This window comes from Arthrobacter sp. NicSoilC5 (assembly GCF_019977395.1).
In the GTDB taxonomy this organism is placed as follows: domain Bacteria; phylum Actinomycetota; class Actinomycetes; order Actinomycetales; family Micrococcaceae; genus Arthrobacter.
This window is the reverse complement of the sequence record NZ_AP024660.1, coordinates 2,340,996-2,365,945: the sequence shown is the minus strand read 5'-3', so window position 1 is coordinate 2,365,945 and position 24,950 is coordinate 2,340,996. Positions and strand designations below refer to the sequence as shown.

At 66.7% G+C, this 24,950-nt stretch carries 24 protein-coding genes; 17 read left to right on the top strand and 7 right to left on the bottom strand.

The annotated features are described in order from the left end of the window. Positions 1–141 precede the first annotated feature (141 nt). Positions 142–1,098 (bottom strand): zinc-binding dehydrogenase, encoded by a 957-nt coding sequence (locus LDO22_RS11135; RefSeq protein ID WP_224023109.1) that lies wholly within the window; start codon positions 1,096–1,098, stop codon positions 142–144. Between the two features lie 158 nt (positions 1,099–1,256). Here LDO22_RS11135 and LDO22_RS11130 point away from each other — a divergent pair, with 158 nt between their 5' ends. The 3 genes from LDO22_RS11130 (at position 1,257) to LDO22_RS11120 (ending at position 2,327) form a co-directional block, all read left to right on the top strand. Then, entirely contained in the window at positions 1,257–1,571 is a 315-nt protein-coding gene (locus LDO22_RS11130; protein WP_224023107.1) for a metalloregulator ArsR/SmtB family transcription factor, read from the top strand. Then, positions 1,568–1,975, top strand: a complete 408-nt coding sequence (locus LDO22_RS11125; RefSeq protein ID WP_159630472.1) for an SRPBCC domain-containing protein — start codon at positions 1,568–1,570, stop codon at positions 1,973–1,975. Before LDO22_RS11130 ends, LDO22_RS11125 begins: the two co-directional genes overlap by 4 nt. A gap of 103 nt (positions 1,976–2,078) precedes the next feature. Beyond that, complete coding sequence (locus LDO22_RS11120) at positions 2,079–2,327, top strand: hypothetical protein (protein ID WP_159630474.1); 249 nt, start codon at positions 2,079–2,081, stop codon at positions 2,325–2,327. A 130-nt stretch (positions 2,328–2,457) separates the two neighbouring features. Here the strand turns inward: LDO22_RS11120 and LDO22_RS11115 are convergent, their stop codons facing one another. The 4 genes from LDO22_RS11115 to LDO22_RS11100 form a co-directional block, all read right to left on the bottom strand. Then, a complete protein-coding gene (locus LDO22_RS11115) occupies positions 2,458–2,622 on the bottom strand; it encodes a hypothetical protein (protein WP_224023105.1) in 165 nt (54 codons plus the stop codon). Positions 2,623–2,754: 132 nt separating this feature from the next. Next, positions 2,755–4,020, bottom strand: a complete 1,266-nt coding sequence (locus tag LDO22_RS11110) for a hypothetical protein (RefSeq protein ID WP_224023103.1) — start codon at positions 4,018–4,020, stop codon at positions 2,755–2,757. Positions 4,021–4,258: 238 nt separating this feature from the next. Continuing rightward, the gene (locus LDO22_RS11105; protein ID WP_224027222.1) at positions 4,259–6,025 is read right to left on the bottom strand and encodes a DUF5671 domain-containing protein; all 1,767 of its coding nucleotides are present in this window, start codon (positions 6,023–6,025) and stop codon (positions 4,259–4,261) included. Continuing rightward, the gene (locus LDO22_RS11100) at positions 6,022–6,504 is read right to left on the bottom strand and encodes a hypothetical protein (RefSeq protein ID WP_224023101.1); all 483 of its coding nucleotides are present in this window, start codon (positions 6,502–6,504) and stop codon (positions 6,022–6,024) included. The genes LDO22_RS11105 and LDO22_RS11100 overlap by 4 nt, the downstream gene beginning before the upstream one ends. Positions 6,505–6,663: 159 nt before the next feature. Here LDO22_RS11100 and LDO22_RS11095 point away from each other — a divergent pair, with 159 nt between their 5' ends. The 12 genes from LDO22_RS11095 (at position 6,664) to LDO22_RS11040 (ending at position 19,767) form a co-directional block, all read left to right on the top strand. After that, on the top strand, positions 6,664–7,269 hold the full coding sequence (locus tag LDO22_RS11095; RefSeq protein ID WP_159630478.1) for an XRE family transcriptional regulator: 606 nt from the start codon (positions 6,664–6,666) through the stop codon (positions 7,267–7,269). A gap of 163 nt (positions 7,270–7,432) precedes the next feature. Beyond that, positions 7,433–8,764 (top strand): MFS transporter, encoded by a 1,332-nt coding sequence (locus LDO22_RS11090; protein ID WP_224023099.1) that lies wholly within the window; start codon positions 7,433–7,435, stop codon positions 8,762–8,764. Between the two features lie 11 nt (positions 8,765–8,775). Further along, positions 8,776–10,173: an FAD-dependent oxidoreductase gene (locus tag LDO22_RS11085; protein ID WP_224023097.1), complete on the top strand. Its 1,398-nt coding sequence runs from the start codon at positions 8,776–8,778 to the stop codon at positions 10,171–10,173. Further along, positions 10,170–11,423, top strand: coding sequence for a CaiB/BaiF CoA-transferase family protein (locus tag LDO22_RS11080; RefSeq protein ID WP_159630484.1), 1,254 nt, complete (start codon positions 10,170–10,172; stop codon positions 11,421–11,423). Before LDO22_RS11085 ends, LDO22_RS11080 begins: the two co-directional genes overlap by 4 nt. After that, the gene (locus LDO22_RS11075) at positions 11,420–12,223 is read left to right on the top strand and encodes an enoyl-CoA hydratase-related protein (protein WP_159630486.1); all 804 of its coding nucleotides are present in this window, start codon (positions 11,420–11,422) and stop codon (positions 12,221–12,223) included. The genes LDO22_RS11080 and LDO22_RS11075 overlap by 4 nt, the downstream gene beginning before the upstream one ends. A gap of 44 nt (positions 12,224–12,267) precedes the next feature. Continuing rightward, on the top strand, positions 12,268–13,218 hold the full coding sequence (locus LDO22_RS11070) for a dihydrodipicolinate synthase family protein (RefSeq protein WP_224023095.1): 951 nt from the start codon (positions 12,268–12,270) through the stop codon (positions 13,216–13,218). After that, complete coding sequence (locus LDO22_RS11065; RefSeq protein ID WP_224023092.1) at positions 13,218–14,018, top strand: SDR family oxidoreductase; 801 nt, start codon at positions 13,218–13,220, stop codon at positions 14,016–14,018. Before LDO22_RS11070 ends, LDO22_RS11065 begins: the two co-directional genes overlap by 1 nt. Before the next feature lie 27 nt (positions 14,019–14,045). Beyond that, on the top strand, positions 14,046–15,518 hold the full coding sequence (locus LDO22_RS11060; RefSeq protein ID WP_224023090.1) for an aldehyde dehydrogenase family protein: 1,473 nt from the start codon (positions 14,046–14,048) through the stop codon (positions 15,516–15,518). A 5-nt stretch (positions 15,519–15,523) separates the two neighbouring features. After that, the gene (fdxA, locus tag LDO22_RS11055) at positions 15,524–15,844 is read left to right on the top strand and encodes a ferredoxin (protein ID WP_159630494.1); all 321 of its coding nucleotides are present in this window, start codon (positions 15,524–15,526) and stop codon (positions 15,842–15,844) included. A 358-nt stretch (positions 15,845–16,202) separates the two neighbouring features. Continuing rightward, positions 16,203–17,495: an MFS transporter gene (locus LDO22_RS11050; protein WP_224027221.1), complete on the top strand. Its 1,293-nt coding sequence runs from the start codon at positions 16,203–16,205 to the stop codon at positions 17,493–17,495. Between the two features lie 105 nt (positions 17,496–17,600). Continuing rightward, positions 17,601–18,857 (top strand): aminopeptidase P family protein, encoded by a 1,257-nt coding sequence (locus tag LDO22_RS11045; RefSeq protein ID WP_159630498.1) that lies wholly within the window; start codon positions 17,601–17,603, stop codon positions 18,855–18,857. 85 nt (positions 18,858–18,942) lie between these two features. Then, positions 18,943–19,767, top strand: a complete 825-nt coding sequence (locus LDO22_RS11040) for an IclR family transcriptional regulator (protein WP_224023088.1) — start codon at positions 18,943–18,945, stop codon at positions 19,765–19,767. Positions 19,768–19,777: 10 nt separating this feature from the next. On the opposite strand, the gene LDO22_RS11035 is transcribed toward LDO22_RS11040, so the two are convergent. Further along, positions 19,778–20,530 (bottom strand): VOC family protein, encoded by a 753-nt coding sequence (locus LDO22_RS11035; protein ID WP_224027120.1) that lies wholly within the window; start codon positions 20,528–20,530, stop codon positions 19,778–19,780. Positions 20,531–20,652: 122 nt separating this feature from the next. Next, a complete protein-coding gene (locus tag LDO22_RS11030; protein WP_224027119.1) occupies positions 20,653–22,254 on the bottom strand; it encodes a PucR family transcriptional regulator in 1,602 nt (533 codons plus the stop codon). Between the two features lie 107 nt (positions 22,255–22,361). Here LDO22_RS11030 and LDO22_RS11025 point away from each other — a divergent pair, with 107 nt between their 5' ends. Next, positions 22,362–23,921, top strand: a complete 1,560-nt coding sequence (locus LDO22_RS11025; RefSeq protein WP_224027118.1) for a cytosine permease — start codon at positions 22,362–22,364, stop codon at positions 23,919–23,921. 57 nt (positions 23,922–23,978) lie between these two features. Further along, positions 23,979–24,926, top strand: a complete 948-nt coding sequence (locus LDO22_RS11020) for a polysaccharide deacetylase (RefSeq protein WP_224027117.1) — start codon at positions 23,979–23,981, stop codon at positions 24,924–24,926. The last annotated feature ends 24 nt before the right edge of the window (positions 24,927–24,950 follow it).

Here is a 24,950-nt window from a genome sequence, read left to right as displayed (position 1 = left end):
GCAGCCGGGTCAAGGTCCACAACGGACCAAAAGTGAGCCTAGTGGATGAACCGTGGGCGTGCCGCAGCAGCCGTCAAAAAAGCAAGCGGACGACGGCGCGACCCGGCCGCCGTCGTCCGCTCAGCCCAGTGCGCGGCTGATTCAGTCCTCGTAGACCGCGATAAAGCGGCCCACCACGCCGCCCTTGCGCAGCTTGTCGATGGCGCCGGGGATATCGGCCTGCTGGATGAGGTTCATCGGCGGGTTCAGTTCGCCCGACTTCATGAGGGCGTAGAGGTTCTCGAGGTCCTCCTTGGTGCCCGACTTGGATCCCTTGATGGACAGCTGGTTGATGATCAGCGGGTAGGTGTTGATGGTCGCCTCAAGGCGTCCCATGCCCACCTGGACCAGCGTGCCGAACTCGGCGAGGGTCTCAAGTGCCGCGGAGGTGGTGGTGCCGAACCCGGCGTAATCAACGATCAGGTCCAGGTTCTTGTCCTTGAATTCGGTGATGGAGTCAGCCACTCCGGCCAGGCCGATCTCGTCCGCGAGCTTCTGTGTCTCGGGGTTCACCTCGGCGCCATAGACTTCTGCGCCTGACAGTGCTGCGACGCGGGCGCCGATGTAGCCCAGTCCGCCCAGGCCGATCACGCCTACCTTCATGCCCGCCTTGGCCCCGCCCACGGCCATGATGGCGTGGTAGGCGGTAAGTCCGGCGTCGGTGGCCATCGCACCCAGCTCGAAGGAGACCTCATCGGGCAGTTTCACCAGGTTGTCGTCGGTGGCGAGCAGTTTGGGGCCAAAGCCGCCGTCCCATTTGCCGTAACCCAGCGCGTCGCCGTCCTTCATGACGGGGGAGAGGCCAACCCGGTCGCCAACTTTCCAGTGCTCCATGCCGGGGCCCACTTCGGTGATGACGCCGGCATTTTCGTGGCCCATGGTGCGGGGGAGTTCCGGGAACAGCGGCATCCAGCCGGCGTCGTCGAGGGCGGTCACGTCCGAGTGGCACACCCCGGCGGCCTTGACGCTGACCACTGCCTGGCCCGGACCGGCACTGGGTTCAGCCACTTCGTTGAGGGTGAGGGGGTTGTTGGTGCCGGTGAACTGCCATGCCTTCATGGGGCATTCTCCTTCGGTCCGTTGGTAAGTTCATGCATTTGCATGCAGTTACAGCGTACGCCTGTTTCGGCCCAGCGTAGCCCTGATGTGATACGGGGAACATGGCCGCCTTCTGCCCTTTTCGGATAGGTCGGAAATTTCCGACGTATACTGAAAATGTGCTTCCCGATATCTTCGCCGCCGTGTCCAACCCGGCGCGGCGGATAATCCTGGACGAGCTGCGCCAGGGACCCAGGACCGCTGGTGAACTCACCGGCCTGCTGGACCTCAGCCGTCCGGCAGCGTCGGAGCACCTCGCCGTGCTCCGGGATGCAGGGCTGGTGCGGGAGGAACGGCAGGGGCGGAACAGGGTGTACCACCTCCAGCCGGCGCCCCTCGCCGAGGTTGGCACCTGGGTGAAGCGCTTCGAGCACTACTGGAACCAGCGGCTGGATGCGCTGGCAGACCTTCTGGACGAGGAGAGACCGACATGACCGACAATGCGATCAGGCTGGAACGCCGCTACCCGCACCCCGCCGCCGCCGTCTGGGCCGCCCTGACAACCCCGGAACTGCTGGCCCGCTGGTGGGCGCCAGGCAACATCGCACCCGTTGCAGGGCACCGCTTCACCATGGACATGGACGCCTGGGGCCAGCAGCAGTGCGAGGTCCTTGCCGTAGACCCCGGAAAGTCCATCAGCTTCCTGTTCTCCGAAGGCCAGCTGGACACCACCATCACCTGGCGCCTTGAGCCCGTCGAGGACGGCACCGTCCTCCACTTTGAACACGCCGGCTTCCAGCTCGACACACCCATGGGCCGCCACGCCATCGAAGGCATGGGCAACGGCTGGCCGGGGCTGCTGACCCGCATCGACGGGCTTCTCGCCGAAGCAGCCTGACGTTGCAGGGGAAGGGACGACGGCGGGACGCGGCCGCCGTCGTCCCTTCCCCTGGGATCCTTCCGCCCGTTTACTGCCGGACGGAGAAGGGTAACGATGGAGTATGACTGATTCCGGAGCGGGCGGAGCCAACGATCCCTTTGACGGCAACGACGGGATTGTGGGCGGCAGCGGACACGTCGAGACGCCTGAGAGCATTGCCGAGGATGTCCGCCACGACATCCAACTGGGCCAGGTCCAGGACGACGTAGCCCACGTCCTTGAAGAACGGTTCGAGGAAGCGGGCATTGATGCACGCCCCGAAGAAGTGGATGACCTCGCCGAGGAAATCGAGCGGGACGCGTCCAGCTGAACATCAGCCGGGCGGGCCTGAAACGGCGGGTAACGACCTGGGCCAGTGCGCTGGCCGTGTTGGGCGCAAGGCTCTGAGGAGTCATACCGGTGGTCCAGGTGGCCCGTCCCGTCAGCCCGGCAACCGGACGCTAGGGCCAGTCTGCCCGGGTGAACCTGACGGGGCTGTGCAATGTCAGGAGACAGTCAGACGTCCATTCCGCCAGCTTGTGCTGTACGTCCAGTGAATCCGCCACAGCGACCTGCTGCGCATCCTGGTCCGTGGCGTCCTGAAGACCTTCGACTGAGCTTTTCACTTATCCCCCTTGCAAGCGTGTGTGCCCACACTAGGCACCCCCGAATGCCAAGGGAAGAGGGTTAATCCACCAGCCGGATAAACTGCGCAAATCTTGAGGAAGGCTGCCAGCGGAGATGGACCGGCGGCACATTCACTTTCCTGCACGGGAGAAAACAGCGTCGAAGAAAGATGCCAGTGCGTCGGCCCTGGACTGTGCCTCGGCCTGGGAAGCCGTGCCGCTGGCCGCCTCGATGGACAGTGTTCCCCGGCGCGCCCCGCACCGCACGTGCCATTGGCCTGTGCCGTCGCTGAGCTGATAGGCCACGGCGTAGCTCGAATCAGCGGTGATGGCGGTGACCAATGCGGCAACAGGAGACCACGTCCGGCCCGTGCCCTCGAACAGGATTTCCTGCACAGAGGTACAGCTGCGGAGCCGTTCCGCTCTGGCGTCGAACGGGTAGGGCGGCTGCGCAGTCGACGGCATATTGACGGCGGTGAAGTCGGTGTAGTCCATCTTGGTCGCACCCTGGATCTGCCCCTGCCCGGAGACGGAACCCGCCAGCGACGCGGTGTACGCCTGGTCATCGAAGGTGCAGGGGGAGTCGGCCGGCGGCGTCAGGACTGTGGGCGTGGAGCCTTGGGGAGGCCCAATGATCCCCGCCTGCGGCAGGCTCACCGTTTCCCCGCCGGGGGCGGTCATGCCCTTGAACAGCGCCACCATCTGCTCAGGCGTCATTGAGTTTGGAGCGCTTGGTTCCGCTGGTGCTTGGGGCCTGCCCGCTTCGCTGATGAGCTCCTTCGCCAGTTCCGCCATCAAATCCAGGGCCGGTTTGGCGTCGGCTTCAGAGTTCAGGGTGGCAACAGAGAGCGTAAGCGTGATGGACAGGGTACCGTCCAGGACACGCAATCCGGCCATGCCGAAGTCTCCCTGCCCCTTCGGCTTGGTGACCTGCGTGAACGCATGCTGCTTGTCGCCGATGCGTGGAGCGGCCAGCAACTGGACAGCGTAGGTGGAGGTCCGGCCAGACTCGGTGTAGGCCAGATCGAACTGGCTGCAGCGGGCCGCGAGGTCATCCGCGTAACCGAAATCGGCCTTGGCGAGGACGTCCTGGTCCGCAGACCGCAACACGATCATGATGGTGCTGGTGGGGCCGGACTGACCGCCGGCCGGCGGCATCGCGCCCTCGGCAAAATTGATGTCCTTGTCCGCCCAGCGGGTGAACGGGTCCTGGGGAACCAGGGCAGCACAGTCACCCGGGGTGGTCTCCGTCCGGGTTTGCGGGAGGGACCCGCTTGCCGCACCCGAGCGCAGGCGGGTTGAGTCCTGGGCCGTAGGATACGGCAGGTTGCGCGACCGTCCCACGCCGTTGATGATGGCTGCAAGTTCCGCGTCCGAGAAGGGCTTGGACGGTGACACTGCCGGCCCCGGGATGGAAGGGGAGGCGGAGGCGGGAGAGGCCGAACTGCCGGATGGGCCGCTTGGCGGGGGTGTACCGCCGGGTGTGCACGCGGCCAAGGCGAGGAGGACGGCCGCCAGGCATCCGAGGCCGCGCCTGCTGTTCCTTCCCGGGGTGGCACCACCATGCTTCACGGGTCCACGAACAGCCATCGCCGGCCTCCTTTGCCATCACGCTAGGCTCCGGCTTCCGCGCCAGCTAGGGCCGTAGGACCCGGCCAGGCGCGTGGCCACCAAGGGCGGCAGGGCCATCAAGGACTGTAGCGCCACCAACGCCGACCAACGGGATGACCTCCAGCCGGTTCCCCGGGCCTGCAACGACCAGGATCTGCTGCGTTGTGGCGCCCTCCAGTGCCGCCGTCACCTGCCGGATGAGATCGTCGGCCGCGGGTGAAGGCTCAGTCGACGGCGGAAGTCCGGGGCCGCCGTCGTCCGCCCGCAGCCAGGTGGTCACCTTGGCGCCGGTGCCGTCAGCGATGCCGCGGGCCAATGCCTCGGGATCCACGGAACCTGCTGGGTATCCGCTGACCAGGGTGACCCGCTCAACGACGCGCTTGTGCGCGGGCGCCGAGGCGGCAAGCAGTGCCCGGTCATGCCGCCAGAGCGCGAAGTGGTAGCCCGCAACGAGGCCTGCCGCCACGAGGAGGCCGAGGGGTGCGCGGACGCGGTCCAGGAGGCTTCCGCCGGTGACATCGCCCAGCAGGAATTCGAAGAGCCGGTAGCCGATGACCAGCAGCGTAATGAGGGCCACCACGGCACTGACGCCGAAGAATGCCACCAGGTAGACGCGCCGGCCGGGCGGAATGTCCCCAGCGGTGCGCGGCTGGTGCCTCGGCTTCCAGGCCAGCCACCAGACCGGTGCCCCCACCACCAGCGAACTGATGCCGCCCAGAAGCAGCGTGCGGGTGGCGCCGCCGGCCAAGGGTGACACGGCGGCGGCCAGCAGGGCATTGACCACAACGCCGATGCCGGAAGCTGCCGCAGCGAGGGCTACAGCGGACGTCACCAGGAGGCTGGCGCGGCGGGTCCTGATGGAACGGGTGACGGACGTGGTGCGGTGGTAGCGCCAGACCAGGGCCCCGATGACAGCGGACGCGATGGCTGGGGCGAGTGGCTCGAGCAGGTCGCCGAGGGGGTCGCTCCGGTCGAACGCCAGCCGCAGGAGGACGAACAGGATGACCCCGAGGCCACCCAGGGCGGTGATGCCGGCGACGAAGATACCCACGGCGATGATGGTGACGTCCACCAGCCCTGTCTGGAACCGCCGGCCGCCCTCCCGGAACCAGTGCCACCACCAGACCACAGCCCCGCCGGCAGCCCATACCAGGGACCGCAGGACAGGGAACCACCATGGCTCAAAGGCGGCCGCTGCCGTGAAACCGCGGATTGCCACGTCCAGCAGGGTGCCCAGCGCGGCGATGGCGGCGCCGGCGCCCAGCAGCAGCCCAAAAACAGAGCCGACGACGGCCCGCACGTCCTCAAGGTGTGACGACGGTTTGCGGGGGTGCTTCCACATCCACCTGTGCCACCACCAGATAGCCGACCACACCATCCCGTTGGCCAGCGGGGACGGCCATTGGCTTTCCTGCGTATCGATGAAGGAGGTGGCCAGGTTCAACAGTGACGTAGTGGCGATGATCAGGGAGACCGCGTACATCCCGGTCAGGTAGAGGCCCCACCCGGGCGCCCGGCGTTCCGACTCGTCGTCAAGGCGTCTCCACACGAACCACCACAGCAGCAGCGCCAGCGGGCCGCCGATCAGGGTGAAGGCCAGGGACAGCGCCAGGCCGGCCACATCACCGGAGACCAGAGTGGATGCCGTCCGGAAAAGCCGCTCCAGCAGTCCCTGGAGCCCTGAGGCCGAGATTACCACCAGGGCAAACAGCAGGACGTACAGGATCAGCCGGCGCAGGGTTGCCAGCCCGCCCGCCGGGGCAGGGACGGTGGTTGCTGCCGGCGCCGTCATGGCTTCACCGGCACAACGGTGCAGTCCACCAGTGGGTACGGCGGCTGGTCGATCAGCCATTTGCCGTTCACCTTCAGGAGCGAGAAGGCGTCCTCCATTTCGTACTCCGACGGGCCAAACGGTCCACCTTGGGACGATCGGACGATCGAAACTTTCACCGTGGCTGAATCGGTGCGTTCCGTCGTCGAAACCAAGACAACCCGGGCGGGGGCCGGCTCGCTGACGTAGGCGCCCCGGCACCGGCTCTTGGCACCCTCGGTGAGGTACGACAGGGCGGTGGTGCTGTCGCCGTCGATCACTGCCTTGCTGTACCGCTGGACCACCCCGGCCGGGCTCGCCTCATCGAGGGGAGCCGGCTCGCCGCGGGTGAAGACCACCGCGAGGGCAACCACCACCAGCAGAACCACCACCCCCACCAGCGCGAGCAGGATCCGGTCCGGTCTTCGCGCAGTGTGCTCCCTGGCGGCAGTCTCGTCCATGGCGCCAGTATGGGGCAGGGGCGTGCGATCCACGCGTGTCTTTTGGCCCGTCTTTGCCGTGCCCGCGTCGAATCTTCAGGATATTTAGGAAAAAGGGTTGTTTGAGTGAAAATCTTCACTATAGTTATGTGAGTAAGCTCACCCAGTGAAAGACAACCGATGACCACCGAGAGTAGCACCACCGCACCGCCAGCCACCAGCGAACTGCTGGCCACGGTTGGTAACAAGGTGCGGTCCATGCGCAAGGAAAAGGGCATGACCCTGGCCAAGCTCTCGGATGTCACCGGGCTCAGTCAGGCGATCGTCAGCCAGATCGAACGCGGAATGGCCAACCCGTCCTTCACAACCCTTGCCCAGCTGGCCCATGGACTGGACATTCCCGTGGGAAGGTTCTTCATCGGCCAGGACCAAACCAAGTCACCCGTCGTTCGCAGATCCGCACGGCGGAACCTGAAAAACGTCACCCGCGAATCCGTGGGCGAGGCAGTTCACGAACTGCTCACTCCGGACCGTGACGGCACCATCGAAGCGCAATGGATCATGACGCCCCCAGGGCACGACACCAGCGCAACACCCTTTACCCACAGCGGGGAAGAGTTCTGCTACATCATCTCGGGCCGCAAGGACGTCTACTTGGACGGCGTCTGCTACAGCCTGGAAGAAGGCGACTCCATCACCTATCCGGCAGAAACCCCGCACTGGTACAAGAACAGCTACGAAGAGGTATGCGTAGCCATCTGGGTGAACGCACCACACAAGTGGTAGGCCAGCCGGTCCCCGCCGGCCCCTGCGTTTTCCCCTAGCTGTCCGGACCCAACCCGTGGCCCCGGACAATCCTTGCCACCTTCGCATCCTGCGCCTCCTCCAACAGGCGCCGCTGCGTCATACCCTCCTGCGCCCTCCCCGGCGCCAGCGTAAGGACACTTCCATGCTCGATATCCAAGCGACGGACAATTCCGTACCGTCATCCCGTTCGACCACTCCATCGCCCCGCAACCGCGACAAATTCTCCCCCGAAGTGCGTAAAGGACTCCTGGGCCTCGGCCTGGGAAACGCCCTGGAATGGTATGACTGGATGGTCTTCGGCCTCCTGTCCGCCTTCATCGGCCCGAATTTCTTTCCCAATACCGAGCCTCTTTCCGCCACCTTGAACGCGCTGGCCGTGTTCGCCGTCGGCTTCGCTTTCAGACCACTGGGCGGCATCCTGCTCGGGACGCTGGCGGACCGCATCGGCCGCCGCCGTGTGATGCTTTTGTCCATCATGCTGATGGCCGGCACCACCCTGGTCATCGCCGTAACCCCCAGCTACGCCACCATCGGCGCCTGGTCCGGCATCATCCTGGTGGCATGCCGCGTCCTGCAGGGCATCTCCACCGGCATCGAAGCCCCGCTCTCCACCTCCCACGCCGTTGAACTGGCTCCAGAAGGCCGCGAAGGCTACGTGGCCGGCATCATGTCTTTCTACGTCAACATCGGCATCCTGCTGGCCTCCCTCGTCAGCTTCGTCTGCAGCCTTACCATCGGTGGCGCCGCCATGGGGGAGTGGGGCTGGCGCATCCCGTTCATCATCGGCGCCTTGTTCGGCTTCGTGGTGCTCTACCTGCGGCGCTCGCTGCCCGAAACACTCAAGGAAGAAGAGCGCGCCGCCAACACCGCCAAGACCGTGTGGTCCGGTGTGGGCAAGCACTGGCTCTCCGTCCTGGCCATCATCTTCGTGGTGGGCGCCGCCCAGGCCTACAACTACGCCTGGAACGTGGGCTTGCCCAGCGCCGCCCGCAGTGGCTTCAAGGAAGACCCCACCGCCGTCTTCGCCCTAACCACCATCCTGGGCGTTATCCTCGTGGTGGGCAGCTGGATCATCGGCAAGCTGGCCGACGGCCGGTCAATGTCCCGCTGGTTCCTGGTGACCCGCGTCCTGGCCATCCCGTCCGTGTTCCTCATGCTCCTGTACGTCCAGCCCGGCATCGGCGGATTCGCAGCAGTCCTGCTGGGCGGCTCGATCGTCCTGGTCCTGAACATGACCCTCTACAACGTGGTCAGCTCCTCCCTGATGCCCAAGAACATCCGTGGCACCGGCGTGGCCCTGGGTTACGGCATCGGCGTGGCCGTCTTCGGCGGCACGGCCTCCTACCTCCTGGTCTGGCTGCAGTCCCTTGACCTCACCTGGGTCTTCCCGGTCTACGTAGCCGTCCTCTCCAGTCTCAGCATCGTTTTCTACCTCGCCGCACGCCGTACCAACGGCATCTTCGTCGGAAAGTAAGGACTTCCCTCATGAACAACACACCCAGCTTCGCCGCGCCCAAAACCGGTTCCCTGGAGCTCTCCACCACCACGGCGGACCTCACCGCCCCGGTGATTTCCCGGTCCAACGTCCTTGTGGTTGGTGGTGGCCCCGCAGGCGTGGCCGCTGCCGTCACCGCCGCCCGCTCCGGCGCCAAGGTGACCCTCCTGGAGCGCTACTCCTCCCTGGGTGGCCTGGCCTCCGGCGGCATGGTGCTGGTCCTGGATGACATGATTAACGGCCAGGACATCACCGTCACCGGCATCGTGTCCGAATACGTGGAACGCCTGCAGAAACTGGGCCTGGCCATCGTCCCGCCCGCCGAGGACCGCCGCACCTCCGAGGAACTCTGGAACAAGTGGGGCCGCTACGGCACCTTCGACTTCCACTCCCACACCAATCCCAAGCCCATCTGCTACGCCGCCGCGTTCGACCCTGACGGCTGGAAGCGCGTCTCGAACGACCTGGTCCGCGAGGCCGGCGTGGACCTGCGGCTGCACTCCTGGTTCTCCCGCCCCATCGTGGACAACGGCGTCATCAAGGGCGTCATCTGCGAAACCAAGCTCGGCCCGCAGGCCTTCATGGCGGACGTGGTCATCGACACCACCGGCGACATCGACGTGGCCTCCCGCGCCGGCGCCAGCTACGCCAAGGACAACTACCTCACCACCCTCGTGTTCCGGCTGGGCAACGTGGACACCGCCGCTGCAGAAGCCTTCGAGCAGGCCAACCCCAAGGAAGCGCGCGCCATCAACCGCAAGATCAAGCGCCTCTTGGGCGGGGCCTGGGAGCTGTGGTGGCTCAAGACCCCCATCGACGGCGTGGTCTGGTGCAACGCCCCGCACATGACCGGATACGACGGCGTGGATCCGGCGGACATGACCGCCGCCGAGTTCTCCGCCCGGGACAAGATCTCCGAGGCCGTGGACTACGTCCGGGCCAACCTCCCCGGATTCGAAAAGTGCTACATGCTGGACGTCGCCTCCCAGATGGGCGTCCGCCAGACCCGCCTGCTGCAGGGCGAGTACGTTATGACCAAGGATGACGTCACGTCCCGCCGCCACTTCCAGGACAGCGTGGCCCGCGGCCGGGACTACTACTACCCGTACCGCTCGCTGCTGCCCAAGGAAGTGGACCAGTTGCTGGTGGCCGGCCGCCACTACTCCGCCACCCCGGAGGCGCAGAAGATGTCCCGCGAGATCCCGCCCTGCATGGCCATGGGACAGGCCGTCGGCGTCGCCGCCGCTCTCGCCGTCGAATCCGGCGTGCTGGTCCGCGACGTGGCGGCAGCGGACATCCAGCAGGGGATGCGCCGGCACGGCGCGGACCCCGGCGACGTCCCGTCGTCGAACGCCACCCTGGACGCCGAAGTGGCGGTCCTGGCGTGAGCGCGGCAACGGTAGAGCGGGTGGAGGAACGCACGACGGCGGCGGGCGCCAAGGCCGCTGCGTCACCGGTGCCCCTTCCGCTGGAGGGCATCCGGATCGTCGACTTCACCCAGGTGTTCATGGGCCCGTCCTGCACCCAGCTGCTGGGCGACTACGGCGCGGACATCATCAAGGTGGAGCGGCCCGGCGCGGGTGACATCTCCCGTAACTCGTTCCCGGACCAGGACGGCCAGGACAACCCGATCTTCCTGTCCATCAACCGCAACAAGCGCAGCGTCTCCGTGGACACGCGGACCGACGAAGGCCGCGAGGTGCTGCACCGGCTCCTGGCCGACGCCGACGTGGTGGTCAGCAACTTCCGCTCCGGCGTCATGGAGCGGATGGGCTTCGGCTACGAGGAGCTCAAGACGAATAACCCCGGCATCATCTGGGCCTCCGGCACCGGTTTCGGCCCGGTGGGACCGTACTCGCACAAGGGCGGCCAGGATGCGATTGCCCAGGCGTACTCCGGTGTGATGTGGCGGCGCGAATCGGATGACCAGAAGCCCGCGATCTACCCCACCACGCTCTGCGACTACATCACCGGCATGCACCTCATGCAGGGCATCCTGCTGGCGCTGCGGACGCGCCAGGCATCAGGCGTGGGGCAGAAAGTGGAGGTGACCATGTACGACTCCATGCTGCACCTGCAGATGCAGGAGGCCTGCATGCAGCTCAACCGCGGCTATGAGGTCAACTGGGGCGCCATGCCACTGAGCGGCGTCTTCGAAACCACCGACGGTGCCGTGTGCATGGTGGGCGGCTTTACCCCTGACCCGCTGGCGAGGATCTCCGACGCCCTGGGCCTGGACGAGGACCTCACCGAACGCCCCGGGTTCGCTACCCTGGAGCAGCAGTTCAAGAACAAGCCCGCCCTGCAGGCCATCTTCCGGGAGCACTTCGCCGCCAACACCACCGAGTACTGGACCGGGAAACTGGAGGAACAGGGACTGCTCAACGCTCCCGTCCACACGTTGGAACAGGCGCTCGCTGATGCCCAGACCGAGGCGAACGGCATGATCGTGGAGGCTGAACACCCGCGGGTGGGGACCGTGAAGATGCTCAACGCGCCCATCCGGCTCTCCGCCACTCCGCCCAGTATCCGCCGCGCCGCCCCCCGCCTGGGGGAGCACAACGTGGAGGTCCTGCTGGAGAACGGCTTCGACGCCGAGGCGATTGCCCGGCTTCAGCAGCTGGGAGTCCTGCGGTGACGGCAGTGGCAGAGCGGGTTGACGAGGTCACCCTCTTGATCAATGACGGCGTCGCAACCGTCACTATCGACCGCCAGCATGTCCTGAACGCCGTCGACGGTACCGCGCAGGCCCGGCTCAACCGGATTTGGGACCAGCTGGAACAGGACCCGTCAGTGCGGACCGTGGTCATCACCGGTGCCGGGTCCCGTGCCTTCTGCGTCGGAGCGGACATGTCCGCGTCCGCGGTGGATAAGACCGGCCTGGAGTATTGGGCCGGCCTGGACCCCAACGGCTTCGGCGGATTGAGCCTGCGCACCACACTGGACGTCCCCGTGATCGCCAAGGTCAACGGCTACGCGCTGGGCGGCGGGATGGAGATCGTCCTGGGCGCGGACATCGTGGTGGCCGTGGACAGCGCGAAGTTCGGGCTGACGGAGCCCCGGGTGGGGCGCTTGGCGCTCGACGGCGGCATCCACCAGTTGCTGCGCCGCGTCCCCTACACCCAGGCCATGGGCATGCTGCTCACCGGCCGGAAAGCCGACGCCGCCGAAATGCAGGCCATGGGCCTGGTCAACGAAGTGGTTCCTGCTGACGAACTCGACGACGCAGTGCAGCGCTGGGTGGACCAGATCCTCGCCTGCGCCCCCACCTCCGTCCGGGCGGTCAAGCAGATGGCTGCCCGGACTTCGCACCTGACGGCCGCCGAAGCACGCGGTCTCCGGCTGCCCGCCCTCATGGCCGCCCTGGACAGCGAAGACTCCGCCGAAGGCGTCCGCGCGTTCCAGGAAAAACGTCCGCCGGTGTGGCCGGGCCGCTGAATACACGTTTCCCACTAAGAGTTCCAACAAAAGAAGGACCACTCATGCCGCAATCCGCCGCGCCTGAAAACCGTGAATCCCTGGCCCCGGGCGTGTGGGGCGTTGTTGCCACCCCGTTCCAGGGCAGCACCCTGGACCTGGACCTGGACAGCCTCTCGGACCTCGTGGAACGCTACGAAACCATCGGCGCCACCGGCCTGACCGTCCTGGGCGTTTTCGGCGAGGCTGCCGCCCTCATTGCGGAGGAGCGGCGGCAGGTGCTGGAAATCGCCGTCGAATGCACCAGCCTGCCCCTGGTGGTGGGAGTGACGGCACTGGCCACCCGGCCGGCTATCGAGGAAATCCGTGCAGCCCAACAGGTGGCCGGCCACCGCCTTACTGCTGTCATGGTGCAGGCCAACTCGCCAAAACCGGAGGTGGTGGCCGCCCATCTGGACGCCATCCACCGTGCCACCGGCGTCAAGGTGGTGCTGCAGGATTATCCCCTCGCCAGCGGCGTCACCATCTCCACCGACGCGCTCATTACAGTGGTCAAAGCAAGCCCGTCCGTTGTTGCCATCAAGGCCGAGGCGCCGCCCACCAGCGTGGCCATCGGCACGCTCAGTGCTGCTACAGGAATCTCAGTGTTCGGTGGCCTCGGCGGCCAGGGACTGCTGGACGAGCTCCTGGCCGGGGCGGCGGGCGCCATGACGGGATTCTCCTACCCCGAGGCGCTCATCGCCTGCGTCCGGGCCTGGCGGCGGGAAGGGTACGCGGCTGCCGCGGCCCAACTGGTGCCCTACCTGCCGCTCATCAACTTCGAGCAGCAGGCCAAGGTGGCACTGGCCATCCGCAAGGAATGCCTGCGGGAACGGGGCTGGATCAAGGACTCAGGCGTCCGGGCCCCGGCGGCTGCCTTCCCCGAGAACCTGCGCCACGCCATGACCGCTCACCTCCGCGAAGCCGCCACGGCACTGAAGCTCACCAGTGCCCCCATTACGGCCGGGAGCCTCTGATGGACATGGGCATCGTCGGACGGACAGTGCTGGTGGCCGCCTCCACCGGAGGGCTGGGACTCGCCGTGGCTCGGGCGCTGGCTGCGGAAGGGGCCAAAGTTGCCATCGTGGGCCGGCGGCGGGACCGGGCCGATGAGATCGTGGGCGAGCTGCAGGCAGCATACGGCGGCAATCCCGGTTTCGCGGCCATCGCCGTCGAAGCCGACCTCACCGTTCAGGGCGGAGTGGAGGCGGCAGTAGCCCAGACCGAATCCGGCCTGGGTCCCATCGACATCCTGGTCCTCAACGGGCCCGGCCCCAAGCCCGGCGCCGCTGCCACCCTGGGCTCCGAGGACATCGCCGCGGCATTCGACACCCTGGTCAAGCCACACCAGGCACTGGTGGCCCTGACACTTCCCGGCATGCGCGAGCGGCGCTGGGGGAGGATCCTGGCCGTCGGGTCAAGCGGCGTGGCAGCGCCGCTGCCCAATTTGGCCATCTCCAACACCGGGCGCGCCGCGCTTGCTGCCTACCTCAAGACGCTCGCCGCCGAGGTGGCGCTGGACGGGGTGACAGTGAACCTCCTCCTGCCGGGAAGGATCGCCACGGACCGCGTCACAGAGCTGGACCAGGCCGCCGCCAAGCGCCGCGGCACCACGCTGGAAGAGATCCGGCTCGAGTCCCGGAAAACCATCCCCGCGCGGCGGTATGGGGAACCCGCCGAATTCGGCGCCGCTGCCGCCTTCCTGTGCAGCGCCCCGGCGTCGTACATCACCGGCGTGGCACTGCGGTGCGACGGCGGCCTCATCCGCAGCCTCTAGCCACACCCAACATCCTGAAGGAACACCATGACCTCCACCGCACTTGCCGCCGAAACTTCCACCGCCCACGCGCACCTCACCGCCCAGCACCTCATCAACGGCCAATGGCTTGGTGAGGCGGACACCCGGCGCATGAACCCCGCCCGGCCGGATGAGCTGGCGGCACTGTCACCCAGCGGAACCGCCGCGGACGTTGACGCCGCCATTGCCGCCGCCGCAGCCGCGCAGCCGGCCTGGGCCGCACTGCCCGCCCCCTCCCGCGGAGCCATCCTCATCACCGCGGGAAACCTGCTGGTCGAACGGCAGGGCACCATCGCCGAGGACCTGGTCCGGGAGGAAGGCAAAACCCTGGCCGAAGCCAAGGGCGAAGTGAAACGCGCCTCCGACGTGCTGCGCTTTTTCGGTTCACTCGGCTGGGCCGCCAGCGGCGAAGTGCTGCCGAGCGGGCTGCCGGACACCACCATCACGACGCGGCGCGAGCCGCTGGGCGTCGTCGGCTTGATCACGCCCTGGAACTTCCCCATCGCCATCCCGGCCTGGAAGGCCGCGCCGGCACTGATCAGCGGCAATGCCGTTGTGATCAAGCCCGCGGAGCTCACTCCGTTGTCCGCCACGCACCTGGCCCGCGCCCTCCAGGACGCAGGACTGCCGGCGGGCGTATTCAACGTGGTGCACGGCAAGGGCCGCGTGGTGGGCGATGCTTTGGCCCGCGATCCCCGTATTGCCGGTATGTCCTTCACCGGTTCCACCAACGTGGGCCTGGGCCTCCAGGAGATCCTCAACGGCCGGCGCGCCCGCGTGCAGCTGGAGATGGGCGGCAAGAACGGCGTCCTGGTCCTAGATGACGCGGACCCGCGCAAGGCAGCCCAGGTGGTGGCTGCCGGGGCCTTCGGCCTCACCGGGCAGGCCTGCACCGCCACGTCCCGGGTGTACGTTACCCCCGGTATCCGCGCCGCCTTCCTCGACGCCCTCGTGGCGGAAGCCGCCAAGTACACGCCGGGCGACGGCCTGGAGTCGGCCATGGGTGCGGTGGTGAGCCCGCAGCAGTTCGAGCAGGACCAAGCAGCGGTGCGCGGTGCCGTCGAACGCGGTGCAACCCTCCTGCACGGAAAGCACGATGGCGACTCCTCCGAAGCGCTGTTCTTCCCCGCCGCCGTGCTCACCGACCTGGCCTTCGACGATCAGGCCGTGACCGAGGAGATATTCGGTCCCGTGGTGGCGGTCCTGGAGGTGGCTGACTACGAGGCAGGCGTGGCCGCCATCAATGACTCCCGCTACGGCCTGACCGCCGGCATCTGCACGGATTCGCTGGCCTTGGCCACCGACTTCTCCGCAAGGGCCCAGGCCGGCGTGATCAAAGTCAACCGCCCCACCGCCGGGCTGGACCTGAACGTGCCGTTCGGCGGCGTCAAGGACTCCTCAACCAACACGTTCCGCGAACAGGGCAGGTCCGCCCTGGAGTTCTTCACGTGGGCCAAGACCGTGTACACGGGTGTGTAGCTGCCATGACCTATGTGATCGCCCAGCCCTGCGTGGATGTGAAGGACAAGGCCTGTATCCAGGAGTGCCCGGTGGACTGCATCTACGAGGGCGAACGTTCGCTCTACATTCACCCATCGGAATGCGTGGACTGCGGTGCCTGTGATCCCGTGTGCCCGGTGGAGGCGATCTACTTTTCCGACGACGTCCCCGATGAATGGGCGGACTACGTCCTGGCGAACGTGGAGTTCTTCTCGGAGCTGGGGTCACCGCAGGGTGCATCAGCCGTTGGGAACCTGCACCGGGACCATCCGGTGATAGCAGGGGAAGCCGTTCCGTTGCGGTAACAGCCGTCCATGCCTTTGCCCAACAGTGGCCGCCAAGCCTTCCCGCTTGGCGGCCACTATTGCGTTAAGGCCAGAATTCGCGTGTGTTACAACTCTGTTGTTTTTACTGCAACAAAGGCTTTCGTTCCTGATTGGATATCGTGCCGTCGGCCTTGTCGTCATGATGTGCGGATCCCGGGGATTAATCATTGTGAAACCTCTTGACTGTGTTGCGCGTCACGGCCTATCTTGAAGCAACCACGTTGCAAGCAATGCAACTCCAACTTTCATTGGTGGTTTCATGAGTACCCAACAAAACTCACCCGAGGCAGGGATGGTTGCCGCTGACGCCAACGCTCCTGCCGGGGCTGGTGGCGGCATGGACAACGCCGTTGCCAGCAAGGACGTTCGACGCCGGGTGGTCACTGCGAGCTTCATCGGCAACTTTGTCGAATGGTTCGACTACGCGGTGTACGGCTATCTGGCCGCAGTAATTTCCTCAGTGTTCTTCCCTGAGGCCGATCGGCAGACCGCGCTGCTGGCTACTTTCGCCGTCTTTGCCATCTCGTTCTTCGTCCGTCCCCTGGGTGGCTTCTTCTGGGGTCACATCGGCGACAAGCTCGGCCGGCGCAAGGCGCTGTCCCTGTCCATCGTCATCATGTCCGTCTCAACCTTCTGCATCGCCCTCATCCCCGGTTACGGAACCATCGGCATGCTGGCCCCGGTCCTGCTGCTCCTGGTCCGCGTGGTCCAGGGCTTCTCGGCGGCCGGCGAATACGCCGGAGCATCAGCCTTCCTGGTGGAATACGCGCCGGCCAACCGCCGCGGACTCTATGCCGCCGTCGTTCCCGCCAGTACCGCCGCGGGCCTGCTCCTGGGTTCACTGATCGCGGCGCTCCTCAGCTCAGTGCTCAGCACCGACCAGCTGCACGAGTGGGGCTGGCGGCTGCCCTTCCTGCTGGCCGCCCCCATGGGTCTGATTGGCCGCTACATCCGCACCAAGCTGGAGGACACCCCCGCTTTCCGCGCACTGGCCGACCAGGAGGAATCCGCTCCCAAAGCCCCTGCGCTGGACATGTTCCGGACCTATCGCAAACAGCTGCTGATCGCCTGCGGTGCCGTGCTGCTCAACGCCGTCGGTTTCTACGTCATCCTCAGCTACATGCCCACCTACCTGTCCGAGGAACTTGGCTTCGGGCCCACCGAATCCTTCCTTGCCACCACGATCGCCCTGGCCAGCTATATCGGCTTCATCTTCCTGACCGGCCTCGCCTCGGACCGGTTCGGCCGCAAGCGCATGCTGATCACCGCGTCCGTGCTGTTCATGCTGCTGACTGTTCCCGCTTTCATGCTGCTGGACACGGGCAACTTCCTGGTGATCGTCCTGGTCCAGATCCTGCTGGGCGGCATGCTTACGCTGAACGACGGAACGCTGCCCAGTTTCCTGGCCGAACTGTTCCCCACCAAAGTCCGGTACAGCGGCTTCGCCGTCAGCTTCAACCTCTCCAACGCCCTGTTCGGCGGCACGGCCCCGTTCATGGCCACCCTGCTGATCGGCATGACCCAGAGCAAGCTGGCGCCGGGCTGGTACCTCGTGGCCGCATCCGCCGTGTCGCTCATGGCCGTGCTGTTCGCCACCGAAACCTCGCGGAAGCCCCTCAAGCACCTCTGACCAACCAGAGGCCCCTGACCCATCCGGGTCCACAGACCAACCTCACTACGCAAACAACACCAACTGCACCAACAGCAGCTGGCACCCACTAGAAAGGCACCACCCGTGACTATCACTGCCGACAACGCCTCCTCCATCGCCGAACTCGAGCGCCTCAAGGTCCTGCACAACGGCACCAAGGGCAAGCTCACGTTCTCCGACGCAGAGTTCGAGCGCCGCCTTGGCGGCCTCCGCAAGATCATGGCCGCCAAGGAGCTGGACGCGGTTATCCTCACCAGCTACCACGGCATCAAGTACTACTCCGACTTCCTGTACACCACGTTCGGCCGCAACTACGCCCTGGTGGTCACCGCCAACGACTCCGTCACCGTCACCGCCAACATCGACGCCGGCATGCCGTGGCGCACCTCCTACGGCGAGAACATCGTCTACACCGACTGGCGCCGCGACAACTTCTACTTCGGCCTCCAGGAAGCCCTGCGCCAGCGAGGCGTCAAGGCCACCCGGCTGGGCGTCGAGGACGACTTTCTCCCGGGCCTGACCCGCGAAAAGATCGCCGCGGCGTTCCCCGGCGCCCAGCTCCTGGACGTCTCCCAGGACGCCATGCGCCAGCGCATGATCAAGTCCGCCGAGGAAATCGAAGTCATCAAGCACGGCGCCCGCATCGGCGACCTGGGCGGCGAAGCCATCCGCAACGCCATCCGCGAAGGCATCTCCGAGTACGAAGTGGCCCTCATCGGCACCGAGGCCATGGTGCACGAGATCGCCAGGACCTTCCCGGACCGCGAGGTCCGCGACACCTGGGTGTGGTTCCAGTCCGGCATCAACACCGACGGCGCCCACAACTGGGCCACCACCCGCAAGCTGCAGCAGGGCGACATCCTCTCGCTCAACTGCTTCCCCATGACCTCCGGTTACTACACCGCCCTGGAGCGGACCCTCTTCCTGGGCCAGCCGGACGAGCGCTCGCTGGAGCTGTGGAACATCAACGTCGAGGTGCACGAGCGCGGCCTGGAACTGATCAAGCCCGGCGCCGTCTGCAAGGACATCGCCGCCGAGCTCAACGAGATCTACATCAGCCACGGCCTGCTGGCCAACCGCACCTTCGGTTACGGCCACTCCTTCGGCGTCCTGAGCCACTACTACGGCCGCGAAGCCGGCCTGGAGCTGCGCGAGGACATCGACACCGTCCTCGAGCCGGGCATGGTGGTTTCCATGGAGCCCATGATCACGGTGGCGGACGGCCTGCCGGGCGCCGGCGGCTACCGCGAGCACGACATCCTGGTGATCGGCGAGGACAACACGGTGGAAAACATCACCAAGTTCCCGTTCGGCCCGGAACACAACATCGTCCAGGGATAACCATCTGAACAGCCGAAGCGGCGCCGTGCACCACGGCGCCGCTTTCGGTGTCCAGCCCCGACCATAGGGAAAGATGGTGTCCACCATGACTCCTGCGAAAACCCCAGACAGCAACGGCAGCGGAACCGGCACCAACGGCGGGACGGACGCCAAAGGAGCCTCCGTCGTCGTCAACGCCATCGCCGTCCTGCGCACCTTCACGGCGGACGAACCCCTGCTGGGCGTCACGGAAATCGCCAACCGCGTGGGCATGCACAAGTCCAGCGTGTCCCGTATCCTGGCCACCTTCGAGCAGGAAAACCTGGTGGAACGCGACCCGGAAACCAAGCGGTTCCGGCTGGGCCTGGGGCTCATCGCCGTCGCCGGACCGCTGCTGGCCGAGATGGAGGAACGCCGCGTTGCCTACCCCGTCCTGCGGCAGCTGACCGAGCAGACCGGCGAAACCAGTGCCCTCATGCTGTGGAACGGTGACGAGGCCATCTGCGTGGAGCAGATCGCGAGCCACCACCAGATCAAGCACACCACCCCCCTGGGCGCCCGCTACCGTGACGCGATGAGCGCCTCGGTCCAGGTGTTCCTGTCCACGCTGCCGGCCGAACGGGTGCGTGAACTGTTGCGCAGCGGAACCATCACCTTTCCGGGACTGGACGACGACGGACTGGCAGCGTACGAAGTCCGGCTCCAGGATGTTGCGCAGCGGGGATGGGCGGGGAACTACGGCGAATCGTCCATGGACGAGGTGGGCGTGGCCGCGCCTGTCCGCGACCACCGCGGCGACGTTGTGGCGGCCGTCCTGATTCCGGCGCCGCGGTTCCGGGTGTCCAAGGAACAGTTCGAGAGTCTGGGGGAGGCCTGCGTCGCCGCCGCCGCCAAGGTGACCACCCGGCTGGGTGGCCGCCCGGGAAGCTGACGCTGCCTGGTCAGGCCCGTGCCGGCGGGGTGCCGGTTTGCTCCGTGACCGCGCTGACCGCGACCACACCGCCCCAGGGGTCGCTGATCACGGCACTCCTGAACCCGGGGGTATCCATGGGTGCCATGACAATGCCGCCGCCCAGGGCAACGGCCCGGTCGGCGGTCCTGTCTGCATCGGTGACCCCGAAGTTCACACTCCAATGTGGAGGAACAGTCACGCCGTCGGCGGGGGTAGCCACGGCCACCAGTTGGTCTTCGCGGAGCCACAGTGAAAACGGGGCGTCCGGCGGCGACGCCAGTTCCCAGTTGAACAATGCCCTGTAGAACTCCTGGGCCTTTCCAAGATCCGGGGTGTGCAGCGAACTCATGGCCCAGCTATTGGGCTGGTCTGCAAGCTCAACGCCGTCATTGACGCCCGCCTGCCGCAGGCAGAACAGCACGCCGGAGGAATCGGCAACCAGTTGCGAACGGGTCCCGGCGCCGATGGCCCCGAGCTGCCGGCCGCCCGCCTGTTCCGCCAGCGCTGAAGCCTTCCCGGCATCGCCCACCCGGATATGGGTCAGCCATCCCGCTGGTGATCCCGGCGGGGCCTGCCCCACGCCGCCTACGGAGCGGCCGTCAAGGCGCGCCAGACAGTACCCGCCCTCGAATCCCGGCACCTGTATCGGATCGTCGAACGTCCAGCCGAACAGTCCGCCATAGAACTCTTTGGCACCCTGGGGGTCCGGTTGCCAGGTGTCGACCCAGCACGGCGCACCCACTAAGGAAGTATTCCGCTTTGCCATCCGCCGCGCCCTTTCCATCCGAGCTGCCCGGACCCGGGGCCCGGCCACAGGGAAATGCCAGGCAAGCATACGTCCGGAAGCAGGGGCCCCGCAGGAGGTCAGGGCAGCCCGGCCATCCTCGCCGCCAGGTGCAGCGCCGCGAGCCGCCCCGTCCCGCGCGGATCCCCTCCGCAGAGCTCGAAAATCCGCTGCAGCCGGTGGTGCATCGACTGCCGCTCAAGGTGCAGTTCGCGCGCCGACTGTGCGGTATTGCAGCCGGAGTCCAGCCACACCTGCAGGGTCTCCAGCAGCTGGGACTGCCGCTGCGCATCATGCTCCAGGACCGCCCGCAACTGCCGGCTCACGAACGCCTCCCTGGACGAGGCATCCAGGCAGGTCAGAGCGAGGCTTTCCACGGCGGCGTCCTGGGCGTCAACCACAACCAGGCCCCGGGACGGGTGCCGCCTGCGCGCGGACGCATTCCGGCGGCGGATCTGCCGTACCTCCAGGGCGCGCCGGGCTTCCGCCAGTGACCAGGCTGCCTCCGCCACGCCGTCTGCCAGCGGCCCGACGGCGATCACGGCATCGTGGTCCCCCTCCAGTCCCTGCAGGGATTCCAGGAGCTGCCGCCGCTCGCCGGCCGTCTCGGTGCACGGCAGGCCGATCATCACCACCAGCTCGGTGTCATCCAGGTACGCGGCACAGGGAATCCGCTGCGAGCTCAGGAAGTTTTCGACGGCGCCGCGCAGCTCCTGCGGTGCCGCCGCGTGGATCGCGGCCACCACGGCGGGGGAGTCCGTGGGGAAGCCGGCGCCGGGGGCCAGCTGCTCGAGGCGCCACTCCGGTGCGGAATTCAGCACGGCGCGCATCAGTTCAGCGCCGGCCAGGGCGTGCAGTCCCGGAGGCGTGTGCTGCAGCAGCGCCAGGCCCAGGATGTCCACTGCGCGCTCGCCCGCCACCTGGGCCAGCGCCGTGTCCGCGACATCCGGCACGTGCACCTCGAGCCGCCCCATGAGGACCCCGCGCACGGGGATGTCCACGGTGATGACCGTTCCGCCGGCCACCGGGTAAAAGCCGCCGTGCCCGCCTGGCCCGGTGCCGTCGTCGTCCGCTGTTCCTTCTCCGGCTTCCGCGTCCACCCCGTTGCTCCAACCCTCCGGCGCCGCGCTGCCCATGGTCACTCCCCACGGGGAGGTGAGCTTCACGGCCGAGCCGGTGATGCCTGCCAGCACGCCCAGGATCTTGTCCAGTGAAGCGCCATGCGCCAGCTCGGCAGCCATGGCGCGCGTGGCGGCATCCGCCTGCTGCAGGTGCCCCACCGACTCGCTGACCAGCATGGAGTTGATGGCCTGCATGACGCCGACGAACGGGACCACCTTGCGCAGTTCCACCACGGGAAGGCCGTATTCCTCAGCCGTCTGCAGCATGTCCGCAGGAATTTCCGGCAGTGCACCGCCGGTCTCGATGGCCAGCGCAGCGACGCCGCGCTGCGCCAGCTCACGGACGTAGTCCCCGCGTCTGGCCGGGGTGGCGGTGGCCAGCGTGATCCCGCCGCAGAGCAGCAGTTCACCGCCACGGAGCAGGGGGGCGATGTCCAGCACCTCACTGGAGTGGACCCAGCGGACCGGCTGCGCATCAGCCACCACGCCCTGGGGGTGGACCACGGGATCGGCGGCGGCGAGGGCGGGGTGGGCGAGTATTTCGCCAAGAAACACTGACACGACAGTCCGTAACGTAGTAGGGGGATTTATTCGACACATTGTATCTTGTTGCTTGTGATGGGGGCCACATAGCCTAGTTGGTACTTATCCACCTCACGGAGGCCCCCATGCAAGAAAAGCTTTCTACAGCCACGCACGGCCAACCTGACCAGGCCACGCAGGACCACAGCGCCGTGGACCACGAAGCCTGGCTGCAGCCCATCCCCGAATCAGCACGAACACGCAAGGTATCCGGCCAGTTCTGGATCTGGGCGGGCGCCAACCTGGCACCCATCAACTGGGTGCTGGGGGCACTCGGTATCCAGCTGGGACTCGGACTCGCGGACACCATCACCGTGCTGGTGCTGGGCAACCTGATCGGCATGCTGCTCTTTGGCTGCTTCGTCCTCCTGGGCCAGAAGACCGGAGCCACCGGCATGGTCCTGGCCCGGGCGGCATTCGGACGGCGCGGCAACTACCTGCCGGCCGCCATCCAGGCCCTGCTGGTCATCGGCTGGTGCGCGGTGAACACCTGGATCATCCTGGACCTGGTCATGGCGCTCTTCGGAACCCTTGGCTGGGTTGACCCGGAAGCCCCCAACTACGGCTGGAAGATCGGCGTCGCCACCTTCATCATGGCCCTTCAGGTTGCCATCGCCTGGTTCGGCTACAAGGCCATCGCCGCCTTCGAGAAGTGGACCGTGCCGCCCACCATCCTCATCCTGGCCGTCATGTCCGCGGTGGCCTGGTTCGGCATGGACATCAACTGGAGCTACGCCGGTCCCGCCGGCGCCGTCCTGGAAGGCTCTGAGCGGATCGCGGCCATGAGCGCCGTAATGACCGCCATCGGCATTGGCTGGGGCATCACCTGGTTCACCTACGCCGCGGACTACTCCCGGTTCGTCAGCACAAGCGTCCCCAAGAAGAAGGTCTACCTCGCCTCGGTCCTGGGCCAGTTCATCCCCGTGGTGTGGCTCGGCGTCCTGGGCGCCAGCCTTGCCACCAACAGCGGTGAGATCGATCCCGGCAAGCTCATCGTCATGAACTTCGGCGCCATGGCCCTGCCCGTACTGCTCATGGTGCTCCATGGCCCCATCGCCACCAACATCCTGAACATCTACACCTTCTCCGTGGCCACCCAGGCCCTGGACATCTCCATCAGCCGCCGCAAACTCAACCTGTTCGTCGGCGTCTTCTCGCTCGGCGCCGTCGTCTTCTTCATCTTCCAGGAGGACTTCGCAGCGGTACTCGACGCCTGGCTGATCGGCCTGGTGGCCTGGGTGGCCGCCTGGGGCGGAATCATGCTGGTGCACTACTTCTGGCTGGAGAAGCGCTGGCCGGGCGGAACCGACCGTCTGTTCGACGGCGTCGGCACAAAGCGGCTGCCGGTGGTCAACTTCGCCGGCGTCATCTCCCTCCTGGCCGGGATCTTCGCCACGTGGCTGTTCATGTACGGACTGATCCCCATCATGCAGGGCCCCATCGCCGTGGCCCTGGGCGGCTGGGACCTGTCCTGGCTGGCCGGCGGCCTGACCAGCGCCGGGGTGTACGCCATCCTCGGCCCGCGCCAGCACATCCGCTACCTGGCCCTCGAGCCACGCGCCGCACAGAAGGTGGACGCCACCCCTGGAGCGACCGCCCCCGAAGCTGGGAGCGCGGAGAGCACGCCCGCCCTTCCCGCCCTCTAAGCTCACCATCCCGTAGAACCTGGCGGGCGCCCACAGCGCCCGCCGAAAGGATTTCCCGTGAACAACCCCGCCATCGCGGACCCCCTGCACCCCATCACCTGGCCCGAAGGCTTCAAGGCTGCAGCTTCCTTCACTTTCGACGTGGACGCCGAATCCTGCACTATCGCCCACGATCCCACCAGCACCCGGCGCATGTCGCTGATGAGCCACCAGTCGTACGGCCCCAAGATCGCGGTACCCCGGCTCCTGGCCATGCTGGCCCGCCAGGACATCCAGGCCACCTTCTTCATCCCGGGTTTCACGGCCGAGTCCTACCCGGACGTGGTCCGGCAGATTGTTGACGGCGGCCACGAAGTGGCGCACCACGGCTACCTGCACGAACCCATGCAGGGCATCGACGCCGCCACCGAGGCCAGCTACATTGACCGCGGCCTGGAGGCGCTGGCCAAAGTCGCAGGTGTCCGACCCGTGGGCTACCGCGCACCGTGGTGGGAACTGAACTGGCACTCCCCGGGCCTGCTGGCGGACCGCGGCTTCCTCTACGATTCCAGCCTGCTCGACGGCGATGCCCCCTACCGCTTCGCCGTCGCCGCCGATGATCCCCGGGACATCGTTGAGATCCCGGTGGACTGGACCCTGGACGACTGGGAGCAGTACGCCTTCTACCCGGGCGTTACGGGCAGTGGCGTGATCGAGAGCCCGGCCAAGGTCCTGGAAATGTGGACGCTTGAAGCCGAGGCCCACCATTCCCAGGGCAGCTGCTTCGTCCTCACCAACCACCCGTTCATCTCCGGCCGGCCATCCAAAGCCGTGGCGCTGGAGCAGCTCATGGAGCGGGTGAAGGCAATGGACGGCATGTGGGTGACCACCATGGAGAACATTGCCCGGCACACCAAGGCCACGGTCACCGAGGTCCACACCCACGCGCGGATCGAGGTGCCGGTATTCCCGGGTGCGGGTGCACAGTTCAAGCCGGCCGTGGTGCGGCAGGGGGTGCTGGCCTAGCGTCCGTGGGCAAGAAGCGGCCGG